Genomic DNA, 26910 nt, shown 5'->3' with positions numbered 1-26910 from the left:
TGCGTCCGCTTCACGTTCGCTCATGCACGCGGGCGAGTCGACGCCGCCGCGCCGGCCAGGCGCCCGGCCGAGAGGCCGAATGCGGCGGCCGCACCGGCGAACGCGACCCCGACGCCGCACACCGCACTCCATCCGCCCGATGCCCACGCGCTGCCCGCGAGCGCCGCGCCGAGCGCGCCGCCGACGAAGAACAGCCCGACGAACAGCCCGTTCAGGCGCCCGCGCGCGGCCGGGTTGAGCAGGTTGATCTCGCGGCGGCCGATCGTCTGGTCGACGATGACACCCGCGTCGAGCAGCACCGCGCCGCCGGCGAGCAGCGCCAGTGCGAGACCGCGATGTGCATGCGCGTCGAAGCCGAACCAGCCGGCGCCCGCGATGCCGAGCACGACGAGCGCCGCGAGCATCGTGCCGTGCGCGATCCGCTGCGCGGCCGGGCCGTATCCGCGGTCGCCGGCGCGGCCGGCGAGCGGCGTGACGATCGCGCCGCTGGCGCCGGCGAACGCGAACAGCGCGATTCCGTGCAGGTCGAGGCCGAACGGCGGCTGCGCGAGCCGCAGCCCGACGGCGGTCCAGAACGCGCTGAACGCGGCCATCGCGAGCGCGGCCGACAGCGCATGCCGGCGCAGCACCGGTTCGTCGGCGAGCATGCGCCCCATCGACGCGAGCAGCGTGCGGTAGCCGGCCGTGATCGACGGCGTGCGCGACGGCAGGCGCAGCGCGAGCACGACGGCGATCGCCGCGTTCGCGAGCGCGGCCAGCGCGTAGAACGCGCGCCAGCCGGCCGAGCCCGCGATCAGGCTCGCGAGCGGCCGCGACAGCAGGATGCCGAGCATCAGCCCGCTCATCACGTTGCCGACCGCGCGGCCGCGCTGCGCTTCGGGCGCCATCGACGCGGCCATCGGCACCAGCATCTGGATCACGCTCGACGCGGCGCCGGCTGCGAGCGTCGCCAGCAGGAACACGGAGCCCGACCGCGTGAACGCGGGCAGCGCGAGCGCAGCCGCGCATGCAACGAGCGTCGCGACGATCAGGCGGCGGTTCTCGAGCAGGTCGACCAGCGGCACGAGCAGCACGAGCCCGGCCGCGTAGCCAAGCTGCGGCAGCATTGCGACGAGGCCGGCGAGGCCCGCCGGCAGGTGCAGGTCGGCGCTGATCGGGCCGGTCAGCGGTTGCGCGGCGAACAGGTCCATCACGATCACGCCGACCGTCGCGGCGAAGAACAGCGTCATGCCCGCGCTCAGCGCGGGCGGCGCGTCGGCGGGCGTGCGAACGGCGGCGGGACGGGAGTCGGCAGGGCAGTTCATCGGAAGCCTGGGGTGCGGGTCGAAGGAACTCCCATCGTAGGTGGCTGATGTTTATGCGACAATTGAAATATGTCTAACATGATTATGCGAGTTTGTTTTGAATACGCGTGATCTCCTGGCGTTCGTTGCGGTGGTCGACAGCGGGTCGATGGTCGCTGCGGCTGCGAAGCTCCACCTGACGCAGCCGGGCCTGACGCGGCGCGTACAGAATCTCGAAACGCTGCTCGGCATGCCGCTGCTCGAACGACAGAGCAAGCCGCTGAAGCCGACCGCCGCCGGGCGCGACGTCTATGCGCTCGCGCGCAACGTGCTGGGCGCGGTCGACGAACTGATGGCGGCGGGGGCGCCGGACAGCGAGCCGTCGGGCGAGCTGCGTATCGGCGTCCCGCCGTTCCTGTCCGAGCTGGCGCTCGAGCGGCCGATCGACCGGCTGCGCGACGCGTTCCCGCGCCTGACGCTGCGCGTGACGGCCGGCTGGTCGCCGGCGCTGATGCAGGGCATCGAGCGCGGCGCGCTCGACGTCGCGGCCGTGATGGTGCCGGCGAGCACGGTGCTGCCCGACGCGTTCACCGCGACGCTGCTCGCCACGCAGCCGACGGTGCTCGTCGCCGCGCGCGACTTTCCGCTGCCGGACGGTCCGCTGTCGCTCGACACGCTGTCGGGTTTTCCGTGGGTGCTGAGCCAGGACGGCTGCGGGATGCGCTCGGCGCTGAGCCGCGCGCTCGGCGCGGCCGGGCTGCCGTTCGACGTCGCGGTCGAGGCGTTCGGCTCGGAGCTGCAACTGTCGCTCGTCGCGCGCGGCGCCGGCATCGGGATCGCGCCGCCGAACGCGCTGGCGCGCAGCGCGCATCGCGATGCGCTGAGGGTGGTGGAAACGGCGGGGCTGGAGACGCGGATCAACGTATGGATCGTGCACGGCGCGCTGCCGGGCCGGCTGGTGCGGCCCGTCGCGCTGCTGCGCGACGCGCTGGCCGAGGTGCTGGACGGGGAGATCGGGAAGGGGTCAGAAGCCAGCGAAGCGATTTAGAGCCGGCGTTCGAGGGAAAATCCTTATTTTCTCTACGGAAATGTTGCATTGCGGAAACCGATTCGCTATAGTGGCACCTGTCTCCTCCATGTCTCCTCTGATATGGATTCAGCCCGCCTCTTAGGCGGGCTTTTTTTTGCCTGCGATTTTGCCGCGGCGTTCCATTCTTTCCATTCGTCGTCCGTCGCCGGGCTCAGAACTTGTACGTCATCCCGACGTAGCTGATGATCGGGTCGGCCTTCAGGTCCGATTTCGACTCTGCGAGCACCGAACCGTCGGCCGCCTTGATCGTCACCGTCGACGTCGTCTTCAGCGGGATATACGTCACCGACGCGATCAGCCCGAAATGCTCGGTCATGTTGTACTGCAGGCCCGCGTTGAACACCGGCTGCCATGACGACGACGCCTTCGCCTCCACCGATGTCGTCCCCGGCTTGCCCGCGCCCGCCGCGAGAATCGCGCCGAGGTTGTCCTGCGTCTGCTTGATGAAGTTCGTGTTGAGCTGCAGGTCGCTGAACCAGTTGTACGACACGCCGAGGCCGAGGAACGGCCGGAACTTCGCGGTCGCCTGCCCGAAGTAGTACTGCAGCAGCACGGCCGGGCTCCACTGCCGCACGCTCTTCACGATCGGGTTGACCGATGCCAGCCCGATGTTCTGCGTGCCGAGCGCGCCGGCCGGGCCGGGCGGCTTGATCGTGCCCTGGCCCGACACCTTGAACACCGGCGGCACGCCGGCCACCGACGTGACCGCGATATGGTCGGTCAGGAAGTGGCTGATCGTCAGGCCGACGGTGTCGGCGCCGCTCGTGCGCAATCCGGTGCCCGGCGACGTGAACGACGGCGGCAGCCGCAGCGGCGTGTTGATCGGCGTCGGCGCGACGTTGGTCGTCATCGGCGTGCTGCTCTGCTGCGGCATCACGTGGAACCAGCCCAGCGTGACGACGTTGCTGCCGGCGCTCTGCGCGTGCGCCGCGAGCGGCGCCAGTGCGGCGGCGCCGGCCGCCGCGCAGAGAAGGGTTTTCTTCATCACGGCTTCCCTCCGCTTACTGGACGAACGCGCCGATCGTGAAATACGGCGTCGATCCCGCGTTATCGAGGAAACCGAACACGCCACCCGAGAAGATGAACTTGCCGGTCGGCGACGTGCTGCCCGAACCCGTGTGGATCGTCGTGACCGTGCCCGGCACCTTCTGCGTGTAGTCGAGGTCGAGCACTCGCGTGAGCGATGCCTGAGACGGCTGGAACGGATCGAGCAGCGTCGCCTGGGTGTTGATCAGCGCGGTGGTCCGGTAGTTGAACTCGCTGTCGACGCCGATGTACTCGCCGTTCTGCGAGCCGGCCGCGACCGCCGTCTGCGGCGCGAGGATCGAGATGCTCGATTCGTCGTCGGCGGTGAGGCCCGGCACGCCGTTGCTGTCCGGCGTCGGGTTCGGATTCGCGACACCGGTGCGCACGAGAATCGGCACGAGCTGGTTGCGCAGCTTGCCGACGATCATGAAGCCCTTGCCCTGCGGCGTCGCCGACAGCGTCGGCTTCAGCTGGCTGCGGTAGTTGTTCGACTGGAACGCGCCGCTGCCGTCCGCGGACTGCACGAAGTTCGTGCCCTGCTGCGCGCACGCGCCGCCGGCGAACTGGCCGGTCGTGTCGCACTTGGTCCACGAGCCGTCCGCGTTGATCGTCACCTTCGCGTCGATCGACGCGGGCGCGAAGTTCTGCGACGGCACCTCGCCGAAGCCGACATGGCTGTACGTGCCCGCGACTTTCGTGATGTCGGTCTCGATCGACGAGAAGCCGATGAACGGGTAGTACGGGAATTTCGTGTCGGGCACCGCGGCCTGGCCGAGCACGCCGCCGAACTGGATTTCCTTGCCGGGAATCGTGCCGCCGGCGACGCCGAAGCCGACGAAGATCCGTGCCGGGCGCGTCGAGTCGAGGCTCGCGCCGTTCAGCCGGAACGCGCACTGGTTCAGCTTGTTGGTCGGCAGCAGCGTTTCCTGCGTGAGCGTGCCGCTGTCGACGGTGCCCGCGCGGGTCGGCACGACGGTACCGGTCTTTTGCGGAACCGCCGATTCGACGTACGTCACCTGCCAGGTCATCTTGGTCGTGTCGAGCTGGACCTTGGCGAGTTCGCCGCTGCCCGCGCCGCCGGTAAACACGGTGCTGTAGTCGAGCGATGCGGGACAGAGCCGGTCTTCGACGAGCGGGGGCGGATTGTCGCTGCCGCCGCCGCATGCGGAAAGAAGGGGGGCGGCAAAGGCCGCCGCCAGAATGAGGTTGCGCTTCATGTTGCTCCTCCAGATTTGTCTTGTGTGGCGGCCAGCTCCCTGTCGGCCGCTTCTGTTGCTTGTGCTCGTCCTGCGTGCGCGGTGCCGCGCGCTTCGTCCGTCGCGCGGCGGCGGGTGTGCCGCCGCCGCGTCCTCGATCGCTACTTGCTGATCTGCGCGCCCACGCCGAAGTACGGTGTCGACGAAGTCGTCGAGTTCGCCGACGTCGACGTGACGCCGCCGTTCACCGTGCCCTGCACGAGTGCCGCGTACAGCCCGCCCGTCGCGATCACCACGCCCGATGCTGACGGGTAGGTCGCGCCGCTCGGCGGCGTCGTCTTCGCGTTCAGCAGGCCCGGCGTCGCCTGGCCGTAGTCGAGCGTGAAGCCGTCTTCCTCGGCCTGCGTGGTCGGGTTGATGAACGATGCGTTGCTGCCGCGGATCAGGGCGGCCGTGTACTTGAAGTTCGAGTCCGCGCCCGCGTAGCCGCCGTCGATCGAGCCCGACGTGATCGCCGTCGCCGCGCCGAGCACCGCGATGCCCGATTCGTCGTCGACCTGCGCGTCGAGGTGCAGCGGCGGCGTACCGAGGTTCACGTTGCCCGTGCGCACGATCACCGGCACCGTCGCGCCGTTGAGCTGGCCGATCACCATGTGCGCGGTCGCCGATTTGCCGGTCGCGCCGACGATCGGCAGTTGCGTTTGCGGCAGCGTCTGCGGTGCCTTCGTGCTGTCGAAGTAGCCGCCGTTCGCGCTCGTCTTCCACGGATCGCCGGTCGTCTGGCAGCCGCCCGAACCGGACGACGTGCACGCGCCGTTCGCATCGAACGTCTCGCTCGAGTTCGATCCCTTCGTCGCGTAGTTGCCCGACGGCACGAGGTGGTAGATCAGCGCGTTATACGTGCCCGGCAGCTTCGACAGGTCGGTCGTCGTATTCGCGAAGCCGAGGAACGGATAGAAATCGAAGTGGCGGTTCGGCACCTGGCCGACGTTCTGCACGACGCCCGGGATGATCGTCAGCCCGTCGTACTGGATCGTCGCGCCGGGAATGCCGCCGCCCGCGACACCCATGCCGACGAGCAGCATCGGCGGGTTCGCCTGGTTGAAGTCGGCGGCCGTCGAATAGGTCGAGCCGTCCGGCGCGGGGCCCGTGCCCGGCGTGAGAACGAACGCGCAGCGCGTCTGCTCGGCGGTCGGCAGCGTGCCGGTCGGCGGGTGGATGACCTTGCCGGTGATCGTCGTGCCGACGCGGCTGGGCGTGACGGTGCCCGTCTTCAGCGGAATCGGCGATTCGAGCCACTTGAGCGTGTACGTCATCGCGACCGCATCGATGTTGACGCTGACGATCTCGCCGCTACCGGCGCCGCCGAGATACGTGCTCTTCACGATGTCGGCGTTGGCCGGACACAGCGAACCGTTGACGGGCTGTGACGGCGGCGGCCCTTGCGTGCCGCAGCTCGATCCGGAACATTGGGGCGCATTGATCGGCGCGAGCGCGCCGCCGGAATCCCCCCCACCACAGGCAACCAGGAAAGGGGCAATGGCAAAGGCCGTTGCCACCCCCTTCGATAAGGCGTGCGACATGCCGCTGTCTCCAATCGTTTAATTGTGCGAGCTAATGTCGCTGCCTTGATTTTTGCTGTCAATTGATGAACTCGTCTAAAAAAGGCGATTGAAACGGATGTCGTGTTTTTAATCCTTGTCCGGCATGGCATTCGGTAAGAATTAAAACGGATGAAGGGCTGCCGAAAGCTGCCGGAGTGGGGGATGTGCCACGCCCGGGAGGCTGTCGAAGAGCCTTCGCGCGTATAACGGTGGCGTTTAAAGCGGGCGGTATCCGGTTTATCCCTATTCGGGATTGACTGGAGAAAGAAGGGGGCAATTAATTCGCTGGTAATCGCGCAATGGAAAGCTTGTAAATAATTGTAAATGCGCGAACAGAATTTTATTTATTGCCTGATATGGGTAAATAAAAAGCCGGCCAGCGGCCGGCTTTGCATCGCAAGAGAGGATGATCAGCGCGTGAGGCCCGCATCCTCGGCCGCGCCGATGCTGAGGTTCATGCACTGGATCGCGGCGCCCGACGCACCCTTGCCGAGGTTGTCGAGGCGCGCGACCGTGACGAAGCGTTCTTCGTTGCCGAACACGAACAGGTCGACACGGTTCGTGTCGTTGTTCGCCTGCACGTCGAAGAAGCCGCCATCGAGGTTTGCGTCCGCGTTGAACGGCGCGACGCGCACGAACGCTTCGTCCGCGTAGTACTCGGCGAACACGCGCTGCACGTCCTGCGGCGTCGCACGCTTCGCGAGCTGTTCGGGCGTGAAGTAGGTCGTCACCGCGAGGCCCTTCAGGAACGGGCCGACGATCGGCGTGAAGATCGGCGGGTTCGCGAGGCCCGTGTGCGCGGCCATTTCCGGCAGGTGCTTGTGCGTGAGGCCGAGTGCGTACGGGCGCGGGCTCGCGAGCTTGCCGCCCGGCGCCGCGTTCTCGTAGTCCGCGATCATCGACTTGCCGCCGCCGCTGTAGCCGGTGATCGAGTAGCTGTGCGCGGCGAACGTCGGCGCGACGATGCCCGCATCGACGAGCGGACGCATCGCGAGCACGAAGGCCGATGCGTGGCAGCCAGGCACCGCGATACGCTTCGACGTGCGAATCTTCTCGCGCTGCGCGCGGGTCAGTTCGGGCAGGCCGTAGGCCCAGTCGGCGCTCGTGCGGAACGCGGTGCTCGCGTCGATCAGCGTCGTGTTCGGGTTCTCGACGAGCGACGCCGATTCGCGCGACGCGACGTCCGGCAGGCACAGGAACGTGACGTCCGACGCGTTGATCAGGCGGCGGCGCTCGTCGACGTCCTTGCGCTTCGCCTCATCGATGCGCAGGATCTCGATGTCGTTGCGCGCCGACAGGTATTCGAAGATCTTGAGGCCGGTCGTGCCTTCCTGGCCGTCGACAAAAACTTTGGTGCTCATTTCGCTCTCACTGGATGAAACGGGGGCCCGCGCCCGGAGACCGCCATTTTAAGACGTCATCTGGCGCGCCTGCACCGCGCGGGGCGAAAAAAAGACGGCCGGCGGGCCGTCTTGTGTCCCTTTGATGCGTGACGGCGCGGGCGCCGGGGCGGGCTCAGCGGCTGCCGGCAACCCAGCGGGCCGTCGCTTCGGCGATGCGCCGGCCAAATACCTTCCCGGTCTCGAGGTCGCCCGGCAGCGGGCCTTCGTCGGGCGTCGCATCGGCCGGCGACTGCGCGAGCAGGCCCGTGGAGCCGCCGAGGTAGTTGATGTCGTTGCGCGTGGCCGCCTTCGAGTTGGCCGGCATCAGGCTCGTGCCGACCCACACCATCCCATGCTGCATCGACAGCGTGACGAAATATTGAATCGTCGAGAACTTGTCGCCGTTCATCGTCGCGGAGTTCGTGAAGCCCGCGGCGATCTTGTCCTTCCACTTCTGCGTGAACCACGCTTTCGACGTCGCGTCGGCAAACTGCTTGAACTGCGCCGACGGGCCGCCCATGTAGGTCGGCGCGCCGAAGACGATCGCGTCGGCCGCGTCGAGGGCGGCCCAGCCCGCGTCGTCGAGGTCGCCGACGGCGATCAGGCGTACGGCCGCGCCGGCGTCCTGCGCGCCCGCGTGAACGGCCTCGGCCAGTTTCTGCGTGTGACCGTAGCCGCTGTGATAGACGATGACGATGTTCGACATGAAGCGTTCTCCGGAAAGGGACGGGAACGGCAGCCGCAGCGGCCTGCCGGGTCACGCGTCGCCGGCGGGCGGCGCGACCGATGCGCGGCGTGTGATGCCGCGACCGGTGACGACGAGTCTAGCAAGCCGAAATGACGGGAAAACGCGCGCATGCGGCGCACTGAAATTCGCGGCGGCCGGCACGCGGCGTGGCGGCGTGGCGTCGCGTGGTGCCCGCTACTGCCGTCACTGCCCGTAGCTGACCGTGAATTGCGCGCTGCCGATCGCGAGCGTGCCGATCTCGTGCTCGAACATCGGCGCGGGTCGGCCCTGCGCGATGCGCAGGTCGTCGCCCTTCAGCGCGTAGACGGTGATCACGTAGCGGTGCGGCTTGCCGGGCGGCGGGCATGGGCCGCCGTAGCCGTCGATCCCGAAGTCGTTGCGCGCCTCGATCGCGCCGATGCGCCGCAGGAAGCCGGACGCGCTCGCGTCGGCGGGCAGGCTCGTGACCGTGGCTGGGATGCCCGCCACGGCCCAGTGCCACCAGCCGCGCCCGGGCGCGTCGGGATCGAAGATCGTGACCGCGTAGCTGCGCGTGCCGGGCGGCGGGTTGTGCCACGCGAGCTGCGGCGAGTGGTTCTTGCCCTTGCAGTCGCCGCGGTCGAACACGTTCGCGGCGCGGACGGGGCCGCCGGGCGTCAGGTCGTCGCTCGACACGATGAACGGGCCTTCCGCATGAACGGGCAGCGCCGCGAAGACGGCGGTGCAAACGAGGAGAGCGATGAACGGAGACGGGCGACCCGATGGCGCAGGCGGAGTGATCCGGCGATCCACACGCATATGGCGCTTCTCCCGTCACGTGGGCCGGACCGATGCTCCCGGCGTTGTTGGCGTTGTGCGTTGCCCGCGTAGCTGATGGCGGCGATGGATCAAGTCTAGCATTAGGGTTCGATGAGCGATGCACACCGCGACCCGCGGTCGCGACCGGTTCTTGCGCGGAACGACGGACGAAAAAAAGCCGCCTGCGATGAAGCAGGCGGCTTTTTCAGCCGGGGCGCCGGCATGCGTGCCGGCGCGGCGTCACTCCTGGGCGCCCGTCGCGCCGCCGTGCGCGGCCGACCACTCGGCCGGCGCGTGCAGGAATTTCTCGACTTCGTCGAGCGTCTTCGTCTCGAAGTAGCCCGAAGCCTTCGCGACGCGCAGCACGTCCCACCACGTCGCCAGCGCGTGCAGGTCGACGTCGATGTCCTTGAGGACCGACACGCTTTCCTTGAAGATGTCGTAGTGGAACAGCACGAAGCAGTGGTTCACCGTCGCGCCCGCGGTGCGCAGCGCGTTGACGAAGTTGATCTTGCTGCGGCTGTCGGTCGTCAGGTCTTCCACCAGCAGCACGCGCGAGCCTTCTTCCAGATGGCCTTCGATCTGCGCGTTGCGGCCGAAACCCTTCGGCTTCTTGCGCACGTACTGCATCGGCACCATCATCCGGTCCGCGATCCATGCCGCGAACGGGATGCCGGCCGTCTCGCCGCCCGCCACCGCGTCGATCTGCTCGAAGCCGATGTCGCGCGTGATCGTCGTTTCCGCCATTTCCATCAGCGCACGGCGGACGCGCGGATACGAGATCAGCTTGCGGCAGTCGATATAGACGGGGCTTGCCCAGCCGGACGTGAAGATGAACGGTTTTTCGGCGTTGAAGTGCACCGCCTGCACTTCGAGCAGGATTTTGGCGGTCGTATCCGAGATCGACTGACGATCGTAGCCTGTCATGGGCATTCCTTGGGTGTTGAGCGAGGAGCGGGCGCGGGCCCGGTGGCGCAGCACGGGAACCCGGCCGGGGGCTGGGGGCGCGATCGGAAGGCCGATCGCATCGCTGCGCGCGTAGCCGGCTATTTTACCCGATTCAGGCCGGTTTTCGGCGGAATTCGCGCGGGTTCGCGATGCCGCCCGCCACCGGCGAAACAAGCGGGGGCGGATCGCTCCGATGCGATGCCGGGGATGCGGCGCTGCACCAACATGTGTCATGCGCGGGGTGTACACTAGGCGACCCTTAGAAATCGTTCAGTACTTTGTACTTTCCTCTTGCCACCCGCCAAGGTTCGATGGCGTGCCGACCCGGCGCGTCGCGTGCCGTCTCGCAGTCGACCATCCCCTCGATTCAAGCAGACGCGGCCGAAGGTGCTGTGTACTGAACCGTCAAAATTTCGCATGTCTCTCGCAGGTCAATCATGGACGAACAACTGAAGCAGGCCGCTCTCGCTTATCACCTGAACCCGAAACCCGGCAAGATTTCGGTCACCCCGACCAAGCCGCTGTCGAACCAGCTCGATCTGTCGCTCGCGTATTCGCCGGGCGTCGCCGCCGCGTGCGAGGCGATCCACGCCGATCCGCTCGACGCGCAGAAGTACACGTCGCGCGGCAACCTCGTCGGCGTCATCACGAACGGCACGGCCGTGCTCGGTCTCGGCAACATCGGCCCGCTCGCCGCGAAGCCGGTGATGGAAGGCAAGGGCTGCCTCTTCAAGAAATTCGCGGGCATCGACGTGTTCGACATCGAACTGTCGGAGTCCGACCCCGACAAGCTCGTCGAGGCGATCGCGATGCTCGAGCCGACGCTCGGCGGCATCAACCTCGAGGACATCAAGGCGCCGGAATGCTTCTACATCGAGCAGAAGCTGCGCGAGCGCATGAAGATCCCCGTCTTCCACGACGACCAGCACGGCACCGCGATCATCGCGTCGGCCGCGATCCTGAACGGCCTGAAGGTCGTCGGCAAGAAGCTGTCCGAAGTGAAGCTCGTGTGCTCGGGCGCCGGCGCCGCGGCCATCGCGTGTCTGGACCTGCTGGTGAACCTCGGCCTGACGAAGTCGAACATCCTCGTCGCCGATTCGAAGGGCGTGATCTACGAAGGGCGCGGCAATCTCGATCCGTCGAAGCAGCGTTATGCGGCCACGACCGACGCGCGCACGCTCGCCGATGCGATCGTCGGCGCGGACGTGTTCCTCGGCTGCTCGAGCGCGGGCGTGCTGAAGCAGGACATGGTCAAGACGATGGGCGACCGGCCGCTGATCCTGGCGCTCGCGAACCCGGAACCGGAAATCCGCCCGGAAGACGCGAAGGCCGTGCGCCCGGACGCGATCGTCGCGACCGGCCGTTCGGACTACCCGAACCAGGTCAACAACGTGCTGTGCTTCCCGTTCATCTTCCGCGGCGCGCTCGACGTCGGCGCGACGACGATCACGGAAGAAATGAAGCTCGCGTGCGTGCGCGCGATCGCCGAGCTGGCCCAGGAAACCGACCAGAGCGAGGAAGTCGCGAAGGCGTATGAAGGCCACTCGCTCGAATTCGGGCCGGAATACCTGATTCCGAAGCCGTTCGACCCGCGCCTGATCATCAAGATCGCGCCGGCCGTCGCACAGGCCGCGATGGATTCGGGCGTCGCGACGCGTCCGATCCAGGACATGGACGCGTACCGCGAGCAGCTCGGCGCGACCGTCTACCGCACCGGCATGGTGATGCGCCCGGTGTTCGCGACCGCGAAGAAGAAGCAGGCCCGCATCGTGTTCGCCGAGGGCGAGGACGAGCGCGTGCTGCGCGCCGCGCAGTTCGTGCTGCAGGAAAAGATCGCACAGCCGATCATCGTCGGCCGTCCGTCGGTCATCGAGATGCGCCTGCAGAAGATCGGCTCGAAGCTGAAGGCCGGTGTCGATTTCGAGATCGTCAATCCGGAAGACGACACGCGCTACCACCGCTACTGGCAGGCGTACCACGACATCGCCGCGCGCGACGGCGTGACGCCGGAAGTCGCGAAGGCCGCGATGCGCAAGTTCAACACGCTGATCGGCGCGATGCTCGTGCACCTGGGCGACGCGGACGGGATGATCTGCGGGATGATCGACACGTTCCACAGCCACCTGAAGTTCATCGATCAGGTGCTGGGCCGTGCGAAGGGCGCCGAGCACTTCGCGGCGATGAACCTGCTGATGCTGCCGGGCCGCAACCTGTTCCTGTGCGACACGTACGTGAACGAGCAGCCGAGCGCCGAACAGCTCGCCGACATGACGATCCAGGCCGCGGCCGAGATCGAACGCTTCGGCATCACGCCGAAGGCCGCGCTGCTGTCGAACTCGAACTTCGGCAGCGCGCCGTCGTCGTCGTCGCGCCGCATGGCCGAGGCTCGCAAGCTGATCGTCGAACGTGCGCCGAACCTGGAAGTCGACGGCGAAATGCACGGCGACGCGGCGCTGTCGGAAGTGATCCGCAAGCAGGCCTTCCCGGGCACGACGCTGTCGGGCGAAGCGAACCTGCTGATCATGCCGAACGTCGAAGCGGCGAACATCGCGTACAACCTGCTGAAGATGGTCGGCGGCGAAGGCGTGACGGTCGGCCCGTTCCTGCTCGGCGCGGCGCAGCCGGTCCACATCCTGACGCCGGCCGCGACCGTGCGCCGGATCATCAACATGACGGCCGTTGCCGCCGCGAACGTGAACACGAAGTAAGTTCGCGCCCGCGTGCGCCGCGCTTCAGGCGCGGCGCAATGAAAAACGCCACGGAACCTGCGTCCCGTGGCGTTTTTTTATCGTAAATCGCTACCGGCGCGGGCGGGCGTCCGAGCTGCGAATGCCCGCCGCGCGCCGTTACGCGACCTGCTGGTGCGACTGGCCGCCCGCCGGCGAACGCCACTTCGCGAGCAGCGTGTTCCACTTCGTGCGAACCGCGCGCAGGTTGTTCTCCTTCACGTGGCCGTAGCCGCGAATGCCGTCCGGCAGCGCCGCAAGCTCGAGTGCGAGCGGGCGGTTGGCCGCGTTCAGCCTGCCAAGTACTTCGCCGATCAGCGCTTCGTACTCGCCGATCAGCGCGCGCTCGGTGCGGCGTTCCTCGGTACGGCCGAACGGGTCGAGCCCCGTGCCGCGCAGGAACTTCGCCTTCGCGAGCAGCCGGAACGCCGACATCATCCACGGGCCGTACGCCTTCTTCACGAGATGGCCGTGCGCGTCCGTCTTCGCGAACAGCGGCGGCGCGAGGTGGAACTTCAGCTTCCAGTCGCCTTCGAACTGCGCGGACAGGCGCGCGAGGAACGCCGGATCGGACTGCAGCCGCGCGACCTCGTATTCGTCCTTGTACGCCATCAGCTTGAACAGGTTGCGCGCGACCGCTTCGGTCAGTTGCTCCTGCATCGTGTCGCCGTCCGCCAGCGCGCGCTCGGCCGCGCGCACCTTGTCGACGAACGCCGCATAACGCGATGCGTACGCGGCGTTCTGGTACGCGGTGAGGAATTCCACGCGCTTCGCGATCAGCGCGTCGACCGCCTTCTTCGTGTGCAGCGCGATCACCGTGGCGCCTTGCGCGGGGCGCGCATCGCCGGCCGCGGCCTGCTTCACGCTCGCCAGGTCGTATGCGGCGCGCCGGCCCCAGTCGAAGGCCGCGCGGTTCTTCTCCACCGACACGGCGTTCAGCTCGATCGCGCGTTCGAGCGACGCGAGCGTGAGCGGCAGCCAGCCTTTCTGCCATGCGTAGCCGAGCACGAACGGGTTCGTGTAGATCGCGTCGCCGAGCAGCGCGACCGCGAAGCGGTTCGCGTCGATGAAATCGACGGCAACGCCTGCCGCCGCGCGGATGTCGTTCTCCGCGGACACGCCGGGGAACGCCCAGTTCGGGTTCTTGATGAACTCGGCGGTCGGCGTCTGCGCGCTGTTGACGACCACGCGCGTCGCATCGTGCCGCATCCGCGACGTGCACTCGTCGCCGGCCGTGACGATCGCGTCGCAGCCGATCACGAGGTCGGCTTCGCCCATTGCGATCCGCGTCGCGTGGATGTCGGTCGGCGCATGCGAGATCTGCACGTGGCTCATCACGGCGCCGCCCTTCTGAGCGAGACCCGTGACGTCGAGCACGGTCACGCCCTTGTTCTCCAGGTGCGCGGCCATTCCGAGCAGCGCGCCGATCGTGACGACGCCCGTGCCGCCGACGCCCGTGACGAGCACGCCGTACGCGCGGTCGATGTCCGGCAGCGTCGGTTCCGGGATCGGCGGCAGCGCAGCGCCGTCGACCGAAACCGCCTTCGGCTTCTTCAACTGGCCGCCCTCGACCGTGACGAAACTCGGGCAGAAGCCCTTCACGCACGAAAAGTCCTTGTTGCAGCTCGACTGGTTGATCTGGCGCTTCGTGCCGAACTCGGTTTCCAGCGGCTCGACCGACAGGCAGTTCGACTGCACCGAGCAGTCGCCGCAGCCTTCGCATACCGCTTCGTTGATCACGACGCGCTTGGCCGGGTCCGGATAGGTGCCGCGCTTGCGACGGCGGCGCTTCTCGGTTGCGCAGGTCTGGTCGTAGATCAGGATCGTCGTGCCGGCGATCTCGCGCAGCTCGCGCTGCACGTCGTCGAGCTGGTCGCGGTGATGGATCGTCACGCCCGGCGCGAGCAGCGCCTTCTGGCTGTCGTACTTCTCCGGCTCGTCGGTGACGATCACGATCTTCTTCGCGCCTTCGGACGCGAGCTGGTGCGTGATCTGCGGCACCGTCAGCACGCCGTCGACCGGCTGGCCGCCCGTCATCGCGACTGCGTCGTTGTAGAGGATCTTGTAGGTGATGTTCGCCTTCGACGAGATCGCCGCGCGCACCGCCAGCAGGCCCGAGTGGAAATAGGTGCCGTCGCCGAGGTTCGCGAACACGTGCTTCTCGTCCGTGAACGGCGCCTGGCCGATCCACGGCACGCCTTCGCCGCCCATCTGGCTGAAGGTGCTGGTGCTGCGGTCCATCCACACGGTCATGTAGTGGCAGCCGATGCCGGCGATCGCGCGCGAGCCTTCCGGCACGTTGGTCGACGTGTTGTGCGGGCAGCCCGAGCAGAACCACGGCTTGCGCTCGGTCTGCACGTGCGGCTTCGCGAGCGCCATTTCCTTCGCGTTGATCACCGCGAGCCGCGCGGCGATGCGCGCGCGCACGTCGGACGGCAGCTCGAACTTCTCGAGGCGCGTCGCGATCGCCTTCGCGATGATCGCGGGCGACAGTTCGTAGTGCGCGGGCAGCAGCCAGTTGCCCATCGGCACCGACCATTCGCCGCCGGCGCCGTCCTTCTCGTCGAACTTGCCGAACACGCGCGGCCGTTGCGCGTCGGGCCAGTTATACAGCTCTTCCTTGATCGCGTATTCGAGGATCTGGCGCTTTTCCTCGACGACGAGGATTTCGTCGAGGCCGCGCGCGAATGCCTGCGCGCCCTGCGCTTCGAGCGGCCATACGCAGCCGACCTTGTAGAGCCGGATGCCGATCCGCGCGCAGGTTTCGTCGTCGAGGCCGAGGTCGGTCAGCGCCTGGCGCACGTCGAGGTACGCCTTGCCGCCGGTCATGATCCCGAAGCGCGCGCTCGGCGAGTCGATCTCGATCCGGTCGAGCTTGTTCGCGCGCACATAGGCGAGCGCCGCGTACCACTTGTAGTCGAGCAGCCGCGCTTCCTGCACGAGCGGCGGGTCGGGCCAGCGGATGTTCAGGCCGCCGTCCGGCATGATGAAGTCGGTCGGCAGCACGATCTCGGTGCGATGCGGGTCGATGTCGACCGACGCCGACGATTCGACGACGTCCGTCACGCACTTGAGCGCGACCCACAGGCCCGAGTAGCGGCTCATCGCCCAGCCGTGCAGGCCGAAATCGAGATATTCCTGCACGTTGGACGGGAACAGCACGGGCAGCCCGCAGGCCTTGAAGATGTGCTCGGACTGGTGCGCGAGCGTCGACGATTTCGCCGCGTGGTCGTCGCCGGCGAGCACCAGCACGCCGCCGTGCTGCGACGAGCCGGCCGAGTTCGCGTGCTTGAAGACGTCGCCGGTGCGGTCGACACCCGGGCCCTTGCCGTACCACATGCCGAACACGCCGTCGTGCTTTGCGCCGGGGTACAGGTTCACCTGCTGCGAGCCCCACACGGCGGTGGCGGCGAGATCTTCGTTGATGCCGGGCTGGAAGACGATCTGGTGGGCCGCCAGGTACTGCTTGGCCTTCCAGAGCGACAGATCGAGGCCGCCGAGCGGAGAGCCGCGATAGCCGGAGATGAAGCCGGCCGTATTGAGACCGGCGGCGCGGTCGCGTTCCTGCTGGAGCATCGGCAGGCGCACGAGGGCCTGGATGCCGCTCATGTACGCGCGGCCGCGTTCCAGTGTGTATTTGTCATCAAGCGTGACGGACTTCAGCGCGGCTTCTAGCGACGCGCGTTGGCCTGCGTCTAGCGGGGCATTCATTAACAGTCTCCTCCACCCAGTTTGGGATCACCAAAACTCGACTGCTCCGGCGTCTTGTGAACGCGTCGACAGTGGCCGGCATATTGGCCGGTTTTAAGCGATGGTAGCACTGGGGCAAACCCGCCGCCCATCGGCCGGAATGCGGCGGCGCACCAGGAAAAAGGGCTTGACCATGCGTTACATCATGTAAATGCATGTAAAGCCGGCTCCATCTGCGGGCAAATGCCGTTAATCTTGTCGGCCTGCCGGAGGTGCCCGGCCGCGTTGGTTCGTTTCGACGCAATCGGGGAGGCGCCGGCAGTTTTACAGGAGGTGCAATGAACACACGTCATATCCAGAGTTTCCTGATCGTGTCCGCCGCGTTTTTCGCGATGACCGGCCCGGTGCGCGCGCAAGGCGCGAGCGCACTGGCGGCAGCCGGCGCGCAGATGCGTCAGATCGTGCCGGCCCAGGATGCCGTCGCGCAGCCGGCGGCAGAGTGCGTCGTCGAGTCCAGGGCGAACGCGCGTTGATCCGGTCGCGCGGCCGGCAGGCCGCGCCGGAATGCAAAAAGGGCGGGAATCATCGGATTCCCGCCCTTTTTCTTTGTGCCGCCGGATCGTGCGGCCGGCCCGGTTGCCCCGGGCCGCCGCTCGCCGGACGCGTCAGGCCTTGTCCTGCACGACGCCGCGGCGGATCTGGTCGAGCTCGATCGATTCGAACAGCGCCTTGAAGTTGCCTTCGCCGAAGCCCTGGTTGCCCTTGCGCTGGATGATCTCGAAGAAGATCGGCCCGATCTGGTTCTCGGTGAAGATCTGCAGCAGCAGGTCGTCGCGCGCGCCGTCGATCAGGATCTTGCGCTTCTTCAGCTCGTCCAGCGATTCGCCGTGGTTCGGCACGCGGCGGTCGACCAGCTCGTAATACGTGTCGATCGTGTCGAGCAGCTTCACTTCCTTGCCGCGCAGGCCGTCGACCGCGCCGTAGATGTCGTTCGTGCCGAGCGCGATGTGCTGGATGCCTTCGCCGTGGTACGCGTCGAGGTATTCCTGGATCTGGCCGGCCGTGTCCGAGCCTTCCTCGTTGATCGGAATGCGGATCTTGCCGCACGGCGACGTCATCGCCTTCGACTTCACGCCCGTCACCTTGCCTTCGATGTCGAAGTAGCGCACTTCGCGGAAGTTGAACAGGCGTTCGTAGAACTCGGCCCATTCCTGCATGCGGCCGCGATGCACGTTGTGCGTCAGGTGGTCGATGTAGGTGAGGCCGTGACCGACCGGGTTCGGGTTCGCGCCGGCGATCGGCTCGAAGTCGACGTCATAGATGCTGATGTCGCCGATCGCGCCCGGTTGCGCGCCGTTCTTGCCGCGCCAGCGGTCGACGAAGTAGATCAGCGAATCGCCGATGCCCTTGATCGCCGGGATGTTCAGCTCCATCGGGCCCGTTTTGTTGTCGAAGCCCCATGCGCCGAGTTCGAGCGCGTGCTTGTATGCCTTCGCGGCGTCCTGCACGCGGAATGCGATCGCGCAGATCGACGGGCCGTGCAGGCGCGCGAAGCGTTGCGCGAACGAATCGGGTTCGGCGTTGATGATGAAGTTGATGTCGCCCTGGCGGTAGACCGTCACGTCCTTGTGGCGGTGGCGCGCGATCGCGGTGAAACCCATCCGTTCGAACAGTTGTCCGAGCGCTTTCGGGTCCGGCGCCGTGTATTCGATGAATTCGAAGCCGTCGGTGCCGACGGGGTTGTCCCAGTTGGGGATCTGCATGTCGTGTCTCCTGTGCGGGGCGATCGGCCGGGGCGACGTGCGCGTGCCCGGCCCGGTTCGATGTCGAAGGCGGCGCACGCGTCGGCGTGCGCAACGAATCGGTACGTGCGACAAAGTGTAGCGGGCGGCCGCGAGCGGAAACTTGCGAACTTAATCGTCCGTGCCTACGATGACGCAATTTCCAGTCTCTAAACAATCATTGGAGGGCAGAAGATGGCGCAAGCCGAATTGGATGCCATCGACCGGCGGATCCTCGCGATTCTTCAGGAGAACGGGCGCCTGTCGAACCAGGAGATCGCCGAACGCGTGAACCTGTCGCCGAGCCCGTGCCTGCGGCGGATCCGGCGGCTCGAGGAGATCGGCGTGATCACCGGCTATGTCGCGCTGCTGGATCCGCAGAAGCTCGGGCTCGACCTGCTCGCGTACGTGAGCGTGCGGCTCGAGAAGCGCGGCGGCCTGGCGCCGGTGCGGGCCGACGAGACGTCGGCCCGCGCGGGCGCGACCCACGCGGAGCTGTTTCGCGCGGCCGTGCAGACCTGGCCGGAAGTGGTCGCGTGCCACGCGATGACGGGAGACATGGATTACCTGCTGCGCGTGCAGGTCGAGGACATGGCGCATTTCTCCCGCTTCGTGCAGGAGCACTTGCTGCATCACCCGTCGGTGATCGACGTGAAGACGAGCTTTTCGCTCGAATGCTTCAAGGAGACGACGGCGTTGCCGATTCGTTCGGTGCGCTAGCGCGCGCCGATGGCGGAGGAAGGGGAAAAGGGGGCCGGGCGTGCCGCAGCAGCGCGCCCGGTCGGCCGATGTTACGCCGTCAGCGCGGTCGGCATCAGCGATTCGATGAACTTCGACGTGCGGTGCGCCTGGCGCTTGAGCGCGTAGTCGAACACCGCGGCCTGTTCCTGCAGCATCTCGGCGATGATCGTCGAGTGGTCGGCCGGCGGCAGCGACAGGTACGCATCGGCTTCGCCGTACGCGTACTCGATGCGCATCCCGGATTTCTTCGCGATGTGCATCATCGTCGCGTTACGCGACAGGCAGTGCATGTACAGCATCGTCACGTGCGTGTTGCGGCTGCGGATCGCCGCGCGCTCGAACAGCTTCGAGCCGACGCCGCGGCCGCGTGCGCTTTCGAGCACCGACACGCCGAATTCGGCCGTGCGCTTGTCGCCCTCGGCCGGCAGGTAGGCCAGGTGGCCGACGCCGATCAGTTCGAGTTCGTGGTCGAACACGCCGAACACGGTGTCGCGACCGAAGTCGATCGTGCGGACATAGTTCTCGATCACGTGGTCGGGCACCATCTGGCCGAAGCGCAGCAGGCGGTCCTCTTCGTCGAGCGAGAGAAAGTGGGTGAGCATCTGCTCACGGTCTTTGGAAGCCAGTTCCCTGACGAGAACCGGCGCCCTACCGGCGGTGCCGACGACATCGGCATTGCCGTTCAATTGCGTGTTCATCGTGGGTTCCTCAATATGTGACCGTACAGCGGGTTGTGCAACGCAACAGCATTTTACCCGACCGTCGGCCCCTGGATTGGGGAAAACCCGTATTTAACCTTATTTATGCTGGAGGATGAATTCTAAATCCGCTTAGTTAATCCTGTATCTATTTGATTTTTAACGGATTTAAAATTCAGCATATGAAATGCGCGACGGGCCGCCGCAGTGTGCCCGTCCTGCAACGCTTGCTGCTGTGCGGCAATCAGGCCGCCGTCGACAGCCCGCGTTCGATCAGGTCGATCACCTGCTCGGCGAAGTCGCGGTAGCCGAGACGGCCGCCCGGCTTCAGCCACGTGAACGTCCAGTTGATCATCCCGAACACCATCATCGTCACGGATGTCTGGTTTTCCTTCGAGATACGGTCAGGGTACGCGCGCGCGAGCTGCCGCGTGAACGCTGCGACGATATCGCGCTGGCGGTCGAGCACGATCTCGCGCTGCGCGTCCTCGAGGTACTTCACGTCGTTGAGCAGCGCGACATGACGGCTGTGCGACGTCTCGTATTCGGAGAGGAACGCGCGCACGAGCTCAGCGAACGCGTCGCGCTCGCTGAGGCCGCGCCGCTGGCTCGCCCCTTCGACCTCGGCGATGATCAGCATCAGCCGCTTCGTGTAGCGGTCGAGCAGGTCGAACAGGATCGCTTCCTTGCTCTCGTAATAGTGATAAAGGCGTGCCTTCGACGTGCCGCTCGCGGTCGCGAGATCGGACATCGACGTGCTCGGGTAGCTCGTCTGCGCGAATTTCTCGGCGGCGAGATCGAGGATCTGCTCACGCTGGGATTCGTGGTCGGGCGCTCGGGTACGGGCCATGGTCGAATGCGGAAGATTAGCGGTGCGCGGTGGCCGCGCGGGCCGCGCGCACCTGCGTGAAAGAGAGGGCGGCGGGCGCGTCGTCCTGCAGCTCGAGCCGGCCGGCCGCCGCGAGTTCGCGGCAGCGCCACCAGGCGATCGAGTCGCTGACGAACAGGCTGCCGCGGTCGGCGTCGGCCATGATGCTGCCGACGAGGCGCCGCGCGGGCAGCCAGTCGGTTTCCGCGCGCGCGACGATCAGCGCGTCGAGATCGGCGTAGTAGCCGCTCTTGATCGTGTTACTGACCCAATAGCGAAGTTCGGCGTTCAGGTGCTTCGCTTCCTGCCATTCGAGCGCGAGGCGGCCGATCCGCAGCACCGAGATCGGCGCGGCCGCCGGCCGTTTCCGCGCCAGTTCCGCGGGCGAGAACATCCCGGTCGAGCATGCCTGGTCGGTGCGCGACAACGATGCGCGTTGCGCCGAGTCGAGATCGGCGGCCGACAGCCGCACTTCGTTCAGGCGCTGCGGGACATTGCGCAGGTGATAGGCGACGCGGCGCAGCAGCAGCTTGTCGCCGACGCTCGGCGCGTGCCACACGACCACCTGGCCCGCATCCATCGCGAGCTGGTCGAGGCGCGCGAATTCGTCTTCGATTTCCGCGTTCCAGTCGGGGATCTGGTCGCCGAGCACGCGCTCCCAGAAGGCGGCGCGCGTGTCGGGCGTCTCGTCGGCGCCCTTCAGCGGCCCGACGCCGAGATCGTCGAGCAATCCGACGACGCGCTCGTCGCGTCCGGCTTGCGCGAGTGCCTCGCTCAGCGACGCGGCGGCGGTGCCGCCCTGAATCACATGAATGGTACTCATCGGCCTGTCGTCAACAAAAGAAAGCCGCCGGCCGGGCGGACGTTGCGATGTCCAGCCGGCCGGCGGCCCCTAGTGTAAGCGAGATGTGTGACGGCGAGAAACCGTCCGGTGCCGCGACGCGATGCCGCTCAACGCTCGTCGAAGCTCACGACGACCTTGTCGCTGATCGGATGGCACTGGCACGTGAGCACGAAACCGTCCTTCACTTCGTGCGCCTCGAGCGTGTAGTTCTTCTCCATCCGCACTTCGCCCTCGATCACCTTCGCGCGGCACGTGCAGCACACGCCGCCCTTGCACGCGTACGGCAGCGCGAGGCCCGCGCGCAGGCCGACGTCGAGCAGGCTCACGCCTTCGTACGGCAGGCGCAGCTTGCGCTTCTTGCCGTCGAGCACGATTTCCAGCTCGGCGGCCGGCGTCTGGTCGGTGATCTCGACGACCGGCGCGCCGGCCTGCGGCAGCGGCGTGCCGAAGCGCTCGACATGCACCTTCGCCTGCGGCACGCCGGCCGCCTTCAGCGCCGCTTCGGCCGCATCCATCATCGGCGCGGGGCCGCAGATGAACGCCTCGTCGATCGCGTCGGCCGGCATCAGCGTAGCGAGGAATTCCGCGCATTTCGCCTGGTCGAGCACGCCGTTGAACAGTTCGACGTCCTGCTGGTCGTCCGACAGCACGTGATAGAGGACGAAGCGGTTCATGTAGCGGTTCTTCAGGTCCTCGAGCTCCTCCGCGAACATGATCGAGTCGACGCTGCGGTTGCCGTAGATCAGCGTGAACGTGCTGCGCGGCTCGAGTTCGAGCGTCGTCTTCACGATCGCGAGCACGGGCGTGATCCCCGAGCCGCCGGAAAACGCGACGTACTGCTTGCCGTGGTCCGCGTTCAGGTGCGTGAAGAAGCGGCCGTCCGGCGTCATCACGTCGATCGTATGGCCCGGCTTCAGCGTATCGAATGCGAAATTCGAGAAGCGGCCGCCGCGCACGCGCTTGATGCCGATGCGCAGTTCGCCGTCGCGGTCGTAGTCCGTCGTGCCGACGCAGATCGAATACGAGCGGCGCGTCTCCTCGCCGTCGATGTGGGTCTTCAGCGTGACGAACTGGCCTTGCGTGAAGCGGTACGCGTCGCGCAACTCCGGCGGCACGTCGAAGGAGACGGTCACGGCGTCGGCGGTCTCGGGCCGCACGTCGCGGATACGCAGCGGATGAAATTGCGGGGTCGCCATATTCAGTAGGGTTTGAAGTAGTCGAAGGGTTCGCGGCAGTCGACGCAGCGATACAGCGCCTTGCAGGCCGTGGACGCGAATTGCGCGAGACGCTCGGTGCGGGTGGAGCCGCAGCGCGGGCAGGCGGGCGCCGCGACGGGCCGCGGCACGAAGCGCACGACGTTTTCCCGCGGCGCGGCGCTGCCGCACTGGCCGACCGGCGGCGCGATGCCGTACGCGCGCAGCTTGTCTCGCGCTTCCTGCGTGATCCAGTCGGTCGTCCACGCGGGCGCGAGCACCGTCTCGATCCGGTGCGGCGGGAGGCCGGCCGCCTGCAGCGCGGCGGCGACATCCTCGGCGATCTGCGACATGGCCGGGCAGCCCGAGTAGGTCGGCGTGATCACGACTTCGAGCAGGCCGTCGTCCGCGCGGCGGACGTCGCGCAGGATGCCGAGCTCGCGGATCGACACGACCGGGATCTCGGGGTCGGGCACGGCTTCCAGCACGTCCCATGCACGGGCGAGCAGCGGATCGTCGTGACGCGCGGCGGGCGCGGCGTCGGCGGGGGCGGCGGTCTGGACGGACATCGTCGGGCTCCGTGGCGTTGGCCGGTTACCAGGTCGCGCCGGGGTGCTGGCGCGCGAGGCTCTGCATTTCCGCGAGCAGGTAGCCCATGTGCTCCGAGTGCTCGCCCTGCTTGCCGGTCGTCACGTGCATCACGGGCGCCGGCAGCGTGAGCGTCGCTTCGGCGAGCGCATCGTCCACGTCCGCGCGCCATGCGGCTTCGATCGCGGCCGGCGCCGGGCCGATGCCCGGTGCGGCGACTGCGTCGTCGATCGCATCGGCTACGAAGAATTCGCGCGTGTACGGGGTCAGGTAGTCGAGCGCATCCTGCGCGCGACGGTGCGATTCGTCGGTGCCGTCGCCGAGGCGAACGAGCCACTCGCGTGCGTGCTGCACGTGATAGCGGGTTTCCTTCACCGATTTCGCGGCGATCGCGGCGAGTTGCGTGTCGGTCGACGTTTCCAGCGCGGTCCACACGTGCAGCATCAGCGCCGCATAGAGGAAGTTGCGCACGATCGTCACCGCGTAGTCCTTGTCGGCGTGCGCGGTGCCGGAAACCGGGCCGTAGTGCGGCAGCTCGGCGAGCGTGAAGTTCGCGAACTCGCGCTCGGTACGGAAGTACGCGTAGTCGTCCTCGGTCTTCGTCGCGCCGGTGAGCTGACGCTCGAGTTCGGCCGCGTGCGTATACAGCATGCGCGCCTGGCCGATGAGGTCGAGGCTCATGTTGGTGAGCGCGATGTCTTCCTCGAGGATCGGGCCGTGGCCGCACCACTCGGCGTTGCGCTGACCGAGGATCAGCGCGTTGTCCGCGAGGCGCAGCACGTAGGAGAGGTGTTCGGGCGTGATCGTCATGGCGCGGGCGTTACATGTGGTTGACTTCGTCGGGCAGCGTGTAGAACGTCGGGTGACGGTAGATCTTGTCGCCCGCCGGCTCGAACAGTTCGGCCTTCTCGTTCGGATCCGATGCGGTGATCGCCGACGACGGCACCACCCAGATGCTCACGCCTTCCTGGCGGCGCGTGTAGACGTCGCGCGCCATGCGCAGCGCCATCGACGCGTCGGCGGCGTGCAGGCTGCCGCAGTGCTTGTGGTCGAGGCCCTGCTTGCTGCGCACGAACACTTCCCAGATCGGCCATTCCTTGTTCATCACTTTCTCCTGATTCCTGAATTCGATGGTGCCGCTCAGGCGGCGTGCTGTTCGGCGCGGGCGCGGCGCTTCGCTTCGTGCGCGAGCGCGGCTTCGCGCACCCATGCGCCGTCCTCGTGCGCTTTCACGCGGGTCGCGAGGCGTTCCTTGTTGCACGGGCCGTCGCCGTTGACCACGCGCCAGAATTCGTCCCAGTCGATCGTGCCGTAGTCATGGTGGCCGCGCGCGTCGTTCCACTTCAGGTCGGGATCGGGCAGCGTGACGCCGAGCACCTTTGCCTGGTCGACCGTCGCGTCGACGAACTTCTGCCGCAGGTCGTCGTTCGAGATCCGCTTGATGCCCCATTTCGCGGACTGGCTGCTGTGGACCGAATCGGCGTCGCTCGGGCCGAACATCATCAGCACCGGCCACCACCAGCGGTTCACGGCCTGCTGCACCATCGCGCGCTGCGCGTCGCTGCCCTTCATCATCGACAGCAGCGCGTCGAAACCCTGGCGCTGGTGGAACGACTCTTCCTTGCACACGCGGATCATCGCGCGCGCGTACGGGCCGTACGTGCAGCGACACAGCGGGATCTGGTTCATGATCGCGGCGCCGTCGACGAGCCAGCCGATCACGCCGACGTCCGCCCAGGTCGGCGTCGGGTAGTTGAAGATGCTCGAGTATTTCGCCTTGCCTGCGTGCAGCGCGTCGATCAGCGAATCGCGCGACACGCCGAGCGTTTCGACCGCGCTATAAAGATAGAGGCCGTGGCCGGCTTCGTCCTGAACCTTTGCGAGCAGGATCGCCTTGCGCTTCAGGCTCGGCGCGCGCGAGATCCAGTTGCCTTCCGGCAGCATGCCGACGACTTCCGAATGCGCGTGCTGCGAGATCTGGCGAACCAGCGTCTTGCGATAGGCGTCGGGCATCCAGTCTTGCGGTTCGATCTTGCCGTCCGCGGCCATCACCGCATCGAACCGCGCCTGCTCGGGCGACTCGGCTGCGGCGTCGAGCGGCGCGACGTTGCCGGGGATGTCGAGGGATTGCGTGTACATGGCGAGATTCTCGTCCGGTTGAATGTGTGCGCAGTATAAACCAACCGACCGGTCGGTTAATAAATTTCTTGCGGATTTGCGGCGGGACTCGGGTAAACGAGGGACGTGGGGGCCTGATCAGGTTGCGCGAGCGCGGACCGCCGCGTGAATCGCGCGTCTTCTGCGGCACAATGCCCGCTTTCCGATGAGGATTTTGCCGATGTCATTCCGAAGCAGTTTCGCCGCGGCCGTGCTGGGCGCGGCCGTTTTCGTGTCGCCGTTCGCGGCTTCGGCCGCGCCGGCAGGATGGGTCGCCGCGTGGGCGACCGCGTTGCAGCCGATTCCCGACCTTGCCGCACCGCCGCCGCTTTATCGCGCACCCGACGTGGCCGGGCGTACCGTGCGCCAGATCGTCTACCCGACGGTGTCGGGACGGGCCGCGCGAATTCGCATGAGCAATGCATACGGTCACGTACCGCTGGTCGTCGAGGCCGCGAGCCTCGCGCGCGCCGGCAGCGGCGCTGCACTCGCCGGCGGCGCGGCCGTGCCGGTCCGGTTCGGCGGCAAGGCGTCGGTCACGCTCGCGCCGGGCCAGGAACTCGAAAGCGATCCGGTGGCGATCGACGTGGCGGCGGGGCAACCATATGCCATCAGTCTCCAGATGGGACCGAATCAACGGATGATGGTCTGGCACCGTGTGTCGAACCAGTTCAACTATGTCTCTGCGCCGGGCGATCACGTGAACGATCCGGGCGCCGCCGCGTTCCGCACCCGTTTTACCCAATACGCATGGGTGACCGAGCTGGCCGTCGAGGCCGGTTCCGCGCGCGCCAGCGTAGCCGCGATCGGCGATTCGATCACCGACGGGCTGCGTTCGAGCGTGAACCGGAACCGCCGCTGGCCGGACGCGCTCGCGCGTCGGCTGGCGGCGTCGGGCGCCGATTCGATCGGCGTTGTGAATCTCGGCATCAGCGGGAACCGGCTGCTCAGCGATTCCGCGTGCTACGGCACGTCGCTGGGGGCGCGGTTCGAGCGCGATGCGCTGTCGCGCGCGGGCGTGAAGGCAGCGGTCGTGCTGATCGGGATCAACGACATCAACTTCGCGGCGATGCCGCCGCGCGCGGGGCTCGATTGCGACCATCCGCACACACAGGTCACGGCCGCGTCGCTGATCGACGGCTATCGTCGGCTGATCGACGCGGCACACCGCCAGGATGTGAAGGTCTTCGGCGCGACGCTCACGCCGGCCGGGTTGCCGGCCGGGCGCGAGGCGATCCGGCTCGAGGTGAACCGGTGGATCCGGAGTGGTGGAGGGTTCGACGGCGTGGTCGACTTCGATGCGGTGCTGCGCGATCCGGCGCACCCGAGTGTGCTGCAGCGCCGATACGACAGCGGCGACGGCATCCATCCGAGCGATGCGGGCTACACGGCAATGGCCGACGCGGTACCGGTCGAGCAGTTGCAGGCTGCCGTGGGCGGCAAGTGATGCGCTCTTATATATAGAGGAAACGTTGCCGGCGGCCCGGACGCCAATAGCGACACCCGGCCCATTCTGTTCAAAGCCACCGTGCGCGATAGCGCACGGTGGCTTTTTCAAAATAATTTCACG

Annotated in this window: 23 protein-coding genes; 5 read left to right on the top strand and 18 right to left on the bottom strand. The window is 67.0% G+C overall.

Going from position 1 to position 26910, the window contains the following annotated elements; all coding sequences use genetic code 11:
- Positions 1 to 20 precede the first annotated feature (20 nt).
- Positions 21 to 1304: an MFS transporter gene (locus tag ACM6JT_RS21495; RefSeq protein WP_414857248.1), complete on the bottom strand. Its 1284-nt coding sequence runs from the start codon at positions 1302 to 1304 to the stop codon at positions 21 to 23.
- A gap of 97 nt (positions 1305 to 1401) precedes the next feature.
- Between ACM6JT_RS21495 and ACM6JT_RS21490 the strand changes: the two genes are divergently transcribed.
- Positions 1402 to 2331, top strand: a complete 930-nt coding sequence (locus ACM6JT_RS21490; RefSeq protein ID WP_414857247.1) for a LysR family transcriptional regulator — start codon at positions 1402 to 1404, stop codon at positions 2329 to 2331.
- A 193-nt stretch (positions 2332 to 2524) separates the two neighbouring features.
- Here ACM6JT_RS21490 and ACM6JT_RS21485 read toward each other — a convergent pair whose 3' ends face one another.
- The 7 genes from ACM6JT_RS21485 to ACM6JT_RS21455 all read right to left on the bottom strand — a co-directional run bounded on the left by ACM6JT_RS21485 (position 2525) and on the right by ACM6JT_RS21455 (position 10033).
- On the bottom strand, positions 2525 to 3358 hold the full coding sequence (locus tag ACM6JT_RS21485; RefSeq protein ID WP_034183948.1) for an OmpW/AlkL family protein: 834 nt from the start codon (positions 3356 to 3358) through the stop codon (positions 2525 to 2527).
- 16 nt (positions 3359 to 3374) lie between these two features.
- Positions 3375 to 4616, bottom strand: coding sequence for a DUF2957 domain-containing protein (locus ACM6JT_RS21480; RefSeq protein WP_034183949.1), 1242 nt, complete (start codon positions 4614 to 4616; stop codon positions 3375 to 3377).
- 140 nt (positions 4617 to 4756) lie between these two features.
- Entirely contained in the window at positions 4757 to 6178 is a 1422-nt protein-coding gene (locus tag ACM6JT_RS21475) for a DUF2957 domain-containing protein (protein ID WP_105393538.1), read from the bottom strand.
- A 431-nt stretch (positions 6179 to 6609) separates the two neighbouring features.
- A complete protein-coding gene (argC, locus tag ACM6JT_RS21470) occupies positions 6610 to 7560 on the bottom strand; it encodes an N-acetyl-gamma-glutamyl-phosphate reductase (protein ID WP_105393539.1) in 951 nt (316 codons plus the stop codon).
- A 154-nt stretch (positions 7561 to 7714) separates the two neighbouring features.
- Positions 7715 to 8287 carry a flavodoxin family protein gene (locus ACM6JT_RS21465; protein WP_105393540.1) on the bottom strand — a complete coding sequence of 191 codons (573 nt, stop codon included), beginning with the start codon at positions 8285 to 8287 and terminating at the stop codon, positions 7715 to 7717.
- A gap of 225 nt (positions 8288 to 8512) precedes the next feature.
- Positions 8513 to 9106 (bottom strand): YbhB/YbcL family Raf kinase inhibitor-like protein, encoded by a 594-nt coding sequence (locus tag ACM6JT_RS21460; RefSeq protein ID WP_034183953.1) that lies wholly within the window; start codon positions 9104 to 9106, stop codon positions 8513 to 8515.
- 240 nt (positions 9107 to 9346) lie between these two features.
- A complete protein-coding gene (locus ACM6JT_RS21455; RefSeq protein WP_034183954.1) occupies positions 9347 to 10033 on the bottom strand; it encodes an orotate phosphoribosyltransferase in 687 nt (228 codons plus the stop codon).
- A gap of 458 nt (positions 10034 to 10491) precedes the next feature.
- On the opposite strand from ACM6JT_RS21455, the gene ACM6JT_RS21450 reads away from it, so the two are divergent.
- Complete coding sequence (locus ACM6JT_RS21450) at positions 10492 to 12762, top strand: NADP-dependent malic enzyme (protein WP_243565121.1); 2271 nt, start codon at positions 10492 to 10494, stop codon at positions 12760 to 12762.
- A 138-nt stretch (positions 12763 to 12900) separates the two neighbouring features.
- Here ACM6JT_RS21450 and ACM6JT_RS21445 read toward each other — a convergent pair whose 3' ends face one another.
- On the bottom strand, positions 12901 to 16491 hold the full coding sequence (locus ACM6JT_RS21445) for an indolepyruvate ferredoxin oxidoreductase family protein (RefSeq protein WP_034183956.1): 3591 nt from the start codon (positions 16489 to 16491) through the stop codon (positions 12901 to 12903).
- Positions 16492 to 16808: 317 nt separating this feature from the next.
- Between ACM6JT_RS21445 and ACM6JT_RS21440 the strand changes: the two genes are divergently transcribed.
- Positions 16809 to 17003, top strand: a complete 195-nt coding sequence (locus tag ACM6JT_RS21440; protein ID WP_034183957.1) for a hypothetical protein — start codon at positions 16809 to 16811, stop codon at positions 17001 to 17003.
- Between the two features lie 132 nt (positions 17004 to 17135).
- Here the strand turns inward: ACM6JT_RS21440 and hppD are convergent, their stop codons facing one another.
- Positions 17136 to 18233: a 4-hydroxyphenylpyruvate dioxygenase gene (hppD, locus tag ACM6JT_RS21435; protein ID WP_034183958.1), complete on the bottom strand. Its 1098-nt coding sequence runs from the start codon at positions 18231 to 18233 to the stop codon at positions 17136 to 17138.
- A 213-nt stretch (positions 18234 to 18446) separates the two neighbouring features.
- Between hppD and ACM6JT_RS21430 the strand changes: the two genes are divergently transcribed.
- Positions 18447 to 18971 carry an Lrp/AsnC family transcriptional regulator gene (locus ACM6JT_RS21430; RefSeq protein WP_011655746.1) on the top strand — a complete coding sequence of 175 codons (525 nt, stop codon included), beginning with the start codon at positions 18447 to 18449 and terminating at the stop codon, positions 18969 to 18971.
- A gap of 71 nt (positions 18972 to 19042) precedes the next feature.
- Here the strand turns inward: ACM6JT_RS21430 and ACM6JT_RS21425 are convergent, their stop codons facing one another.
- The 8 genes from ACM6JT_RS21425 to paaA form a co-directional block, all read right to left on the bottom strand.
- The gene (locus ACM6JT_RS21425) at positions 19043 to 19690 is read right to left on the bottom strand and encodes a GNAT family N-acetyltransferase (RefSeq protein ID WP_414857246.1); all 648 of its coding nucleotides are present in this window, start codon (positions 19688 to 19690) and stop codon (positions 19043 to 19045) included.
- A gap of 244 nt (positions 19691 to 19934) precedes the next feature.
- Positions 19935 to 20540, bottom strand: a complete 606-nt coding sequence (locus ACM6JT_RS21420; RefSeq protein ID WP_027783292.1) for a TetR/AcrR family transcriptional regulator — start codon at positions 20538 to 20540, stop codon at positions 19935 to 19937.
- A gap of 16 nt (positions 20541 to 20556) precedes the next feature.
- Entirely contained in the window at positions 20557 to 21381 is an 825-nt protein-coding gene (locus ACM6JT_RS21415; RefSeq protein WP_217590166.1) for a DUF1835 domain-containing protein, read from the bottom strand.
- A gap of 128 nt (positions 21382 to 21509) precedes the next feature.
- Positions 21510 to 22598: a 1,2-phenylacetyl-CoA epoxidase subunit PaaE gene (paaE, locus tag ACM6JT_RS21410; RefSeq protein WP_414857245.1), complete on the bottom strand. Its 1089-nt coding sequence runs from the start codon at positions 22596 to 22598 to the stop codon at positions 21510 to 21512.
- Between the two features lie 2 nt (positions 22599 to 22600).
- Entirely contained in the window at positions 22601 to 23164 is a 564-nt protein-coding gene (gene paaD, locus ACM6JT_RS21405; protein WP_034183963.1) for a 1,2-phenylacetyl-CoA epoxidase subunit PaaD, read from the bottom strand.
- Between the two features lie 25 nt (positions 23165 to 23189).
- Complete coding sequence (gene paaC / locus ACM6JT_RS21400) at positions 23190 to 23993, bottom strand: 1,2-phenylacetyl-CoA epoxidase subunit PaaC (RefSeq protein WP_414857244.1); 804 nt, start codon at positions 23991 to 23993, stop codon at positions 23190 to 23192.
- 10 nt (positions 23994 to 24003) lie between these two features.
- Positions 24004 to 24288, bottom strand: coding sequence for a 1,2-phenylacetyl-CoA epoxidase subunit PaaB (paaB, locus tag ACM6JT_RS21395; RefSeq protein ID WP_010092957.1), 285 nt, complete (start codon positions 24286 to 24288; stop codon positions 24004 to 24006).
- A 35-nt stretch (positions 24289 to 24323) separates the two neighbouring features.
- Positions 24324 to 25322 carry a 1,2-phenylacetyl-CoA epoxidase subunit PaaA gene (gene paaA / locus ACM6JT_RS21390; protein ID WP_034183965.1) on the bottom strand — a complete coding sequence of 333 codons (999 nt, stop codon included), beginning with the start codon at positions 25320 to 25322 and terminating at the stop codon, positions 24324 to 24326.
- Between the two features lie 199 nt (positions 25323 to 25521).
- Between paaA and ACM6JT_RS21385 the strand changes: the two genes are divergently transcribed.
- Complete coding sequence (locus ACM6JT_RS21385) at positions 25522 to 26787, top strand: SGNH/GDSL hydrolase family protein (RefSeq protein ID WP_414857243.1); 1266 nt, start codon at positions 25522 to 25524, stop codon at positions 26785 to 26787.
- Positions 26788 to 26910 lie beyond the last annotated feature (123 nt).

Source organism: Burkholderia sp. IT-111MI5, assembly GCF_949752865.1.
In the GTDB taxonomy this organism is placed as follows: domain Bacteria; phylum Pseudomonadota; class Gammaproteobacteria; order Burkholderiales; family Burkholderiaceae; genus Burkholderia; species Burkholderia pyrrocinia_C.
The sequence above is the reverse complement of the archived record's forward strand: the minus strand, read 5'-3'. Positions and strand labels throughout refer to the sequence as shown.

Bases quoted from the DNA above. Each gene is read 5' to 3' on its own strand.
- ACM6JT_RS21495 (WP_414857248.1), bottom strand. From the start codon at position 1,304: ATGAACTGCCCTGCCGACTCCCGTCCCGCCGCCGTTCGCACGCCCGCC.
- ACM6JT_RS21485 (WP_034183948.1), bottom strand. From the start codon at position 3,358: ATGAAGAAAACCCTTCTCTGCGCGGCGGCCGGCGCCGCCGCACTGGCG.
- ACM6JT_RS21480 (WP_034183949.1), bottom strand. From the start codon at position 4,616: ATGAAGCGCAACCTCATTCTGGCGGCGGCCTTTGCCGCCCCCCTTCTT.
- ACM6JT_RS21475 (WP_105393538.1), bottom strand. From the start codon at position 6,178: ATGTCGCACGCCTTATCGAAGGGGGTGGCAACGGCCTTTGCCATTGCC.
- argC (WP_105393539.1), bottom strand. From the start codon at position 7,560: ATGAGCACCAAAGTTTTTGTCGACGGCCAGGAAGGCACGACCGGCCTC.
- ACM6JT_RS21465 (WP_105393540.1), bottom strand. From the start codon at position 8,287: ATGTCGAACATCGTCATCGTCTATCACAGCGGCTACGGTCACACGCAG.
- ACM6JT_RS21460 (WP_034183953.1), bottom strand. From the start codon at position 9,106: ATGCGTGTGGATCGCCGGATCACTCCGCCTGCGCCATCGGGTCGCCCG.
- ACM6JT_RS21455 (WP_034183954.1), bottom strand. From the start codon at position 10,033: ATGACAGGCTACGATCGTCAGTCGATCTCGGATACGACCGCCAAAATC.
- ACM6JT_RS21450 (WP_243565121.1), top strand. From the start codon at position 10,492: ATGGACGAACAACTGAAGCAGGCCGCTCTCGCTTATCACCTGAACCCG.
- ACM6JT_RS21445 (WP_034183956.1), bottom strand. From the start codon at position 16,491: ATGAATGCCCCGCTAGACGCAGGCCAACGCGCGTCGCTAGAAGCCGCG.
- ACM6JT_RS21440 (WP_034183957.1), top strand. From the start codon at position 16,809: ATGAACACACGTCATATCCAGAGTTTCCTGATCGTGTCCGCCGCGTTT.
- hppD (WP_034183958.1), bottom strand. From the start codon at position 18,233: ATGCAGATCCCCAACTGGGACAACCCCGTCGGCACCGACGGCTTCGAA.
- ACM6JT_RS21430 (WP_011655746.1), top strand. From the start codon at position 18,447: ATGGCGCAAGCCGAATTGGATGCCATCGACCGGCGGATCCTCGCGATT.
- ACM6JT_RS21425 (WP_414857246.1), bottom strand. From the start codon at position 19,690: ATGAACACGCAATTGAACGGCAATGCCGATGTCGTCGGCACCGCCGGT.
- ACM6JT_RS21420 (WP_027783292.1), bottom strand. From the start codon at position 20,540: ATGGCCCGTACCCGAGCGCCCGACCACGAATCCCAGCGTGAGCAGATC.
- ACM6JT_RS21415 (WP_217590166.1), bottom strand. From the start codon at position 21,381: ATGAGTACCATTCATGTGATTCAGGGCGGCACCGCCGCCGCGTCGCTG.
- paaE (WP_414857245.1), bottom strand. From the start codon at position 22,598: ATGGCGACCCCGCAATTTCATCCGCTGCGTATCCGCGACGTGCGGCCC.
- paaD (WP_034183963.1), bottom strand. From the start codon at position 23,164: ATGTCCGTCCAGACCGCCGCCCCCGCCGACGCCGCGCCCGCCGCGCGT.
- paaC (WP_414857244.1), bottom strand. From the start codon at position 23,993: ATGACGATCACGCCCGAACACCTCTCCTACGTGCTGCGCCTCGCGGAC.
- paaB (WP_010092957.1), bottom strand. From the start codon at position 24,288: ATGAACAAGGAATGGCCGATCTGGGAAGTGTTCGTGCGCAGCAAGCAG.
- paaA (WP_034183965.1), bottom strand. From the start codon at position 25,322: ATGTACACGCAATCCCTCGACATCCCCGGCAACGTCGCGCCGCTCGAC.
- ACM6JT_RS21385 (WP_414857243.1), top strand. From the start codon at position 25,522: ATGTCATTCCGAAGCAGTTTCGCCGCGGCCGTGCTGGGCGCGGCCGTT.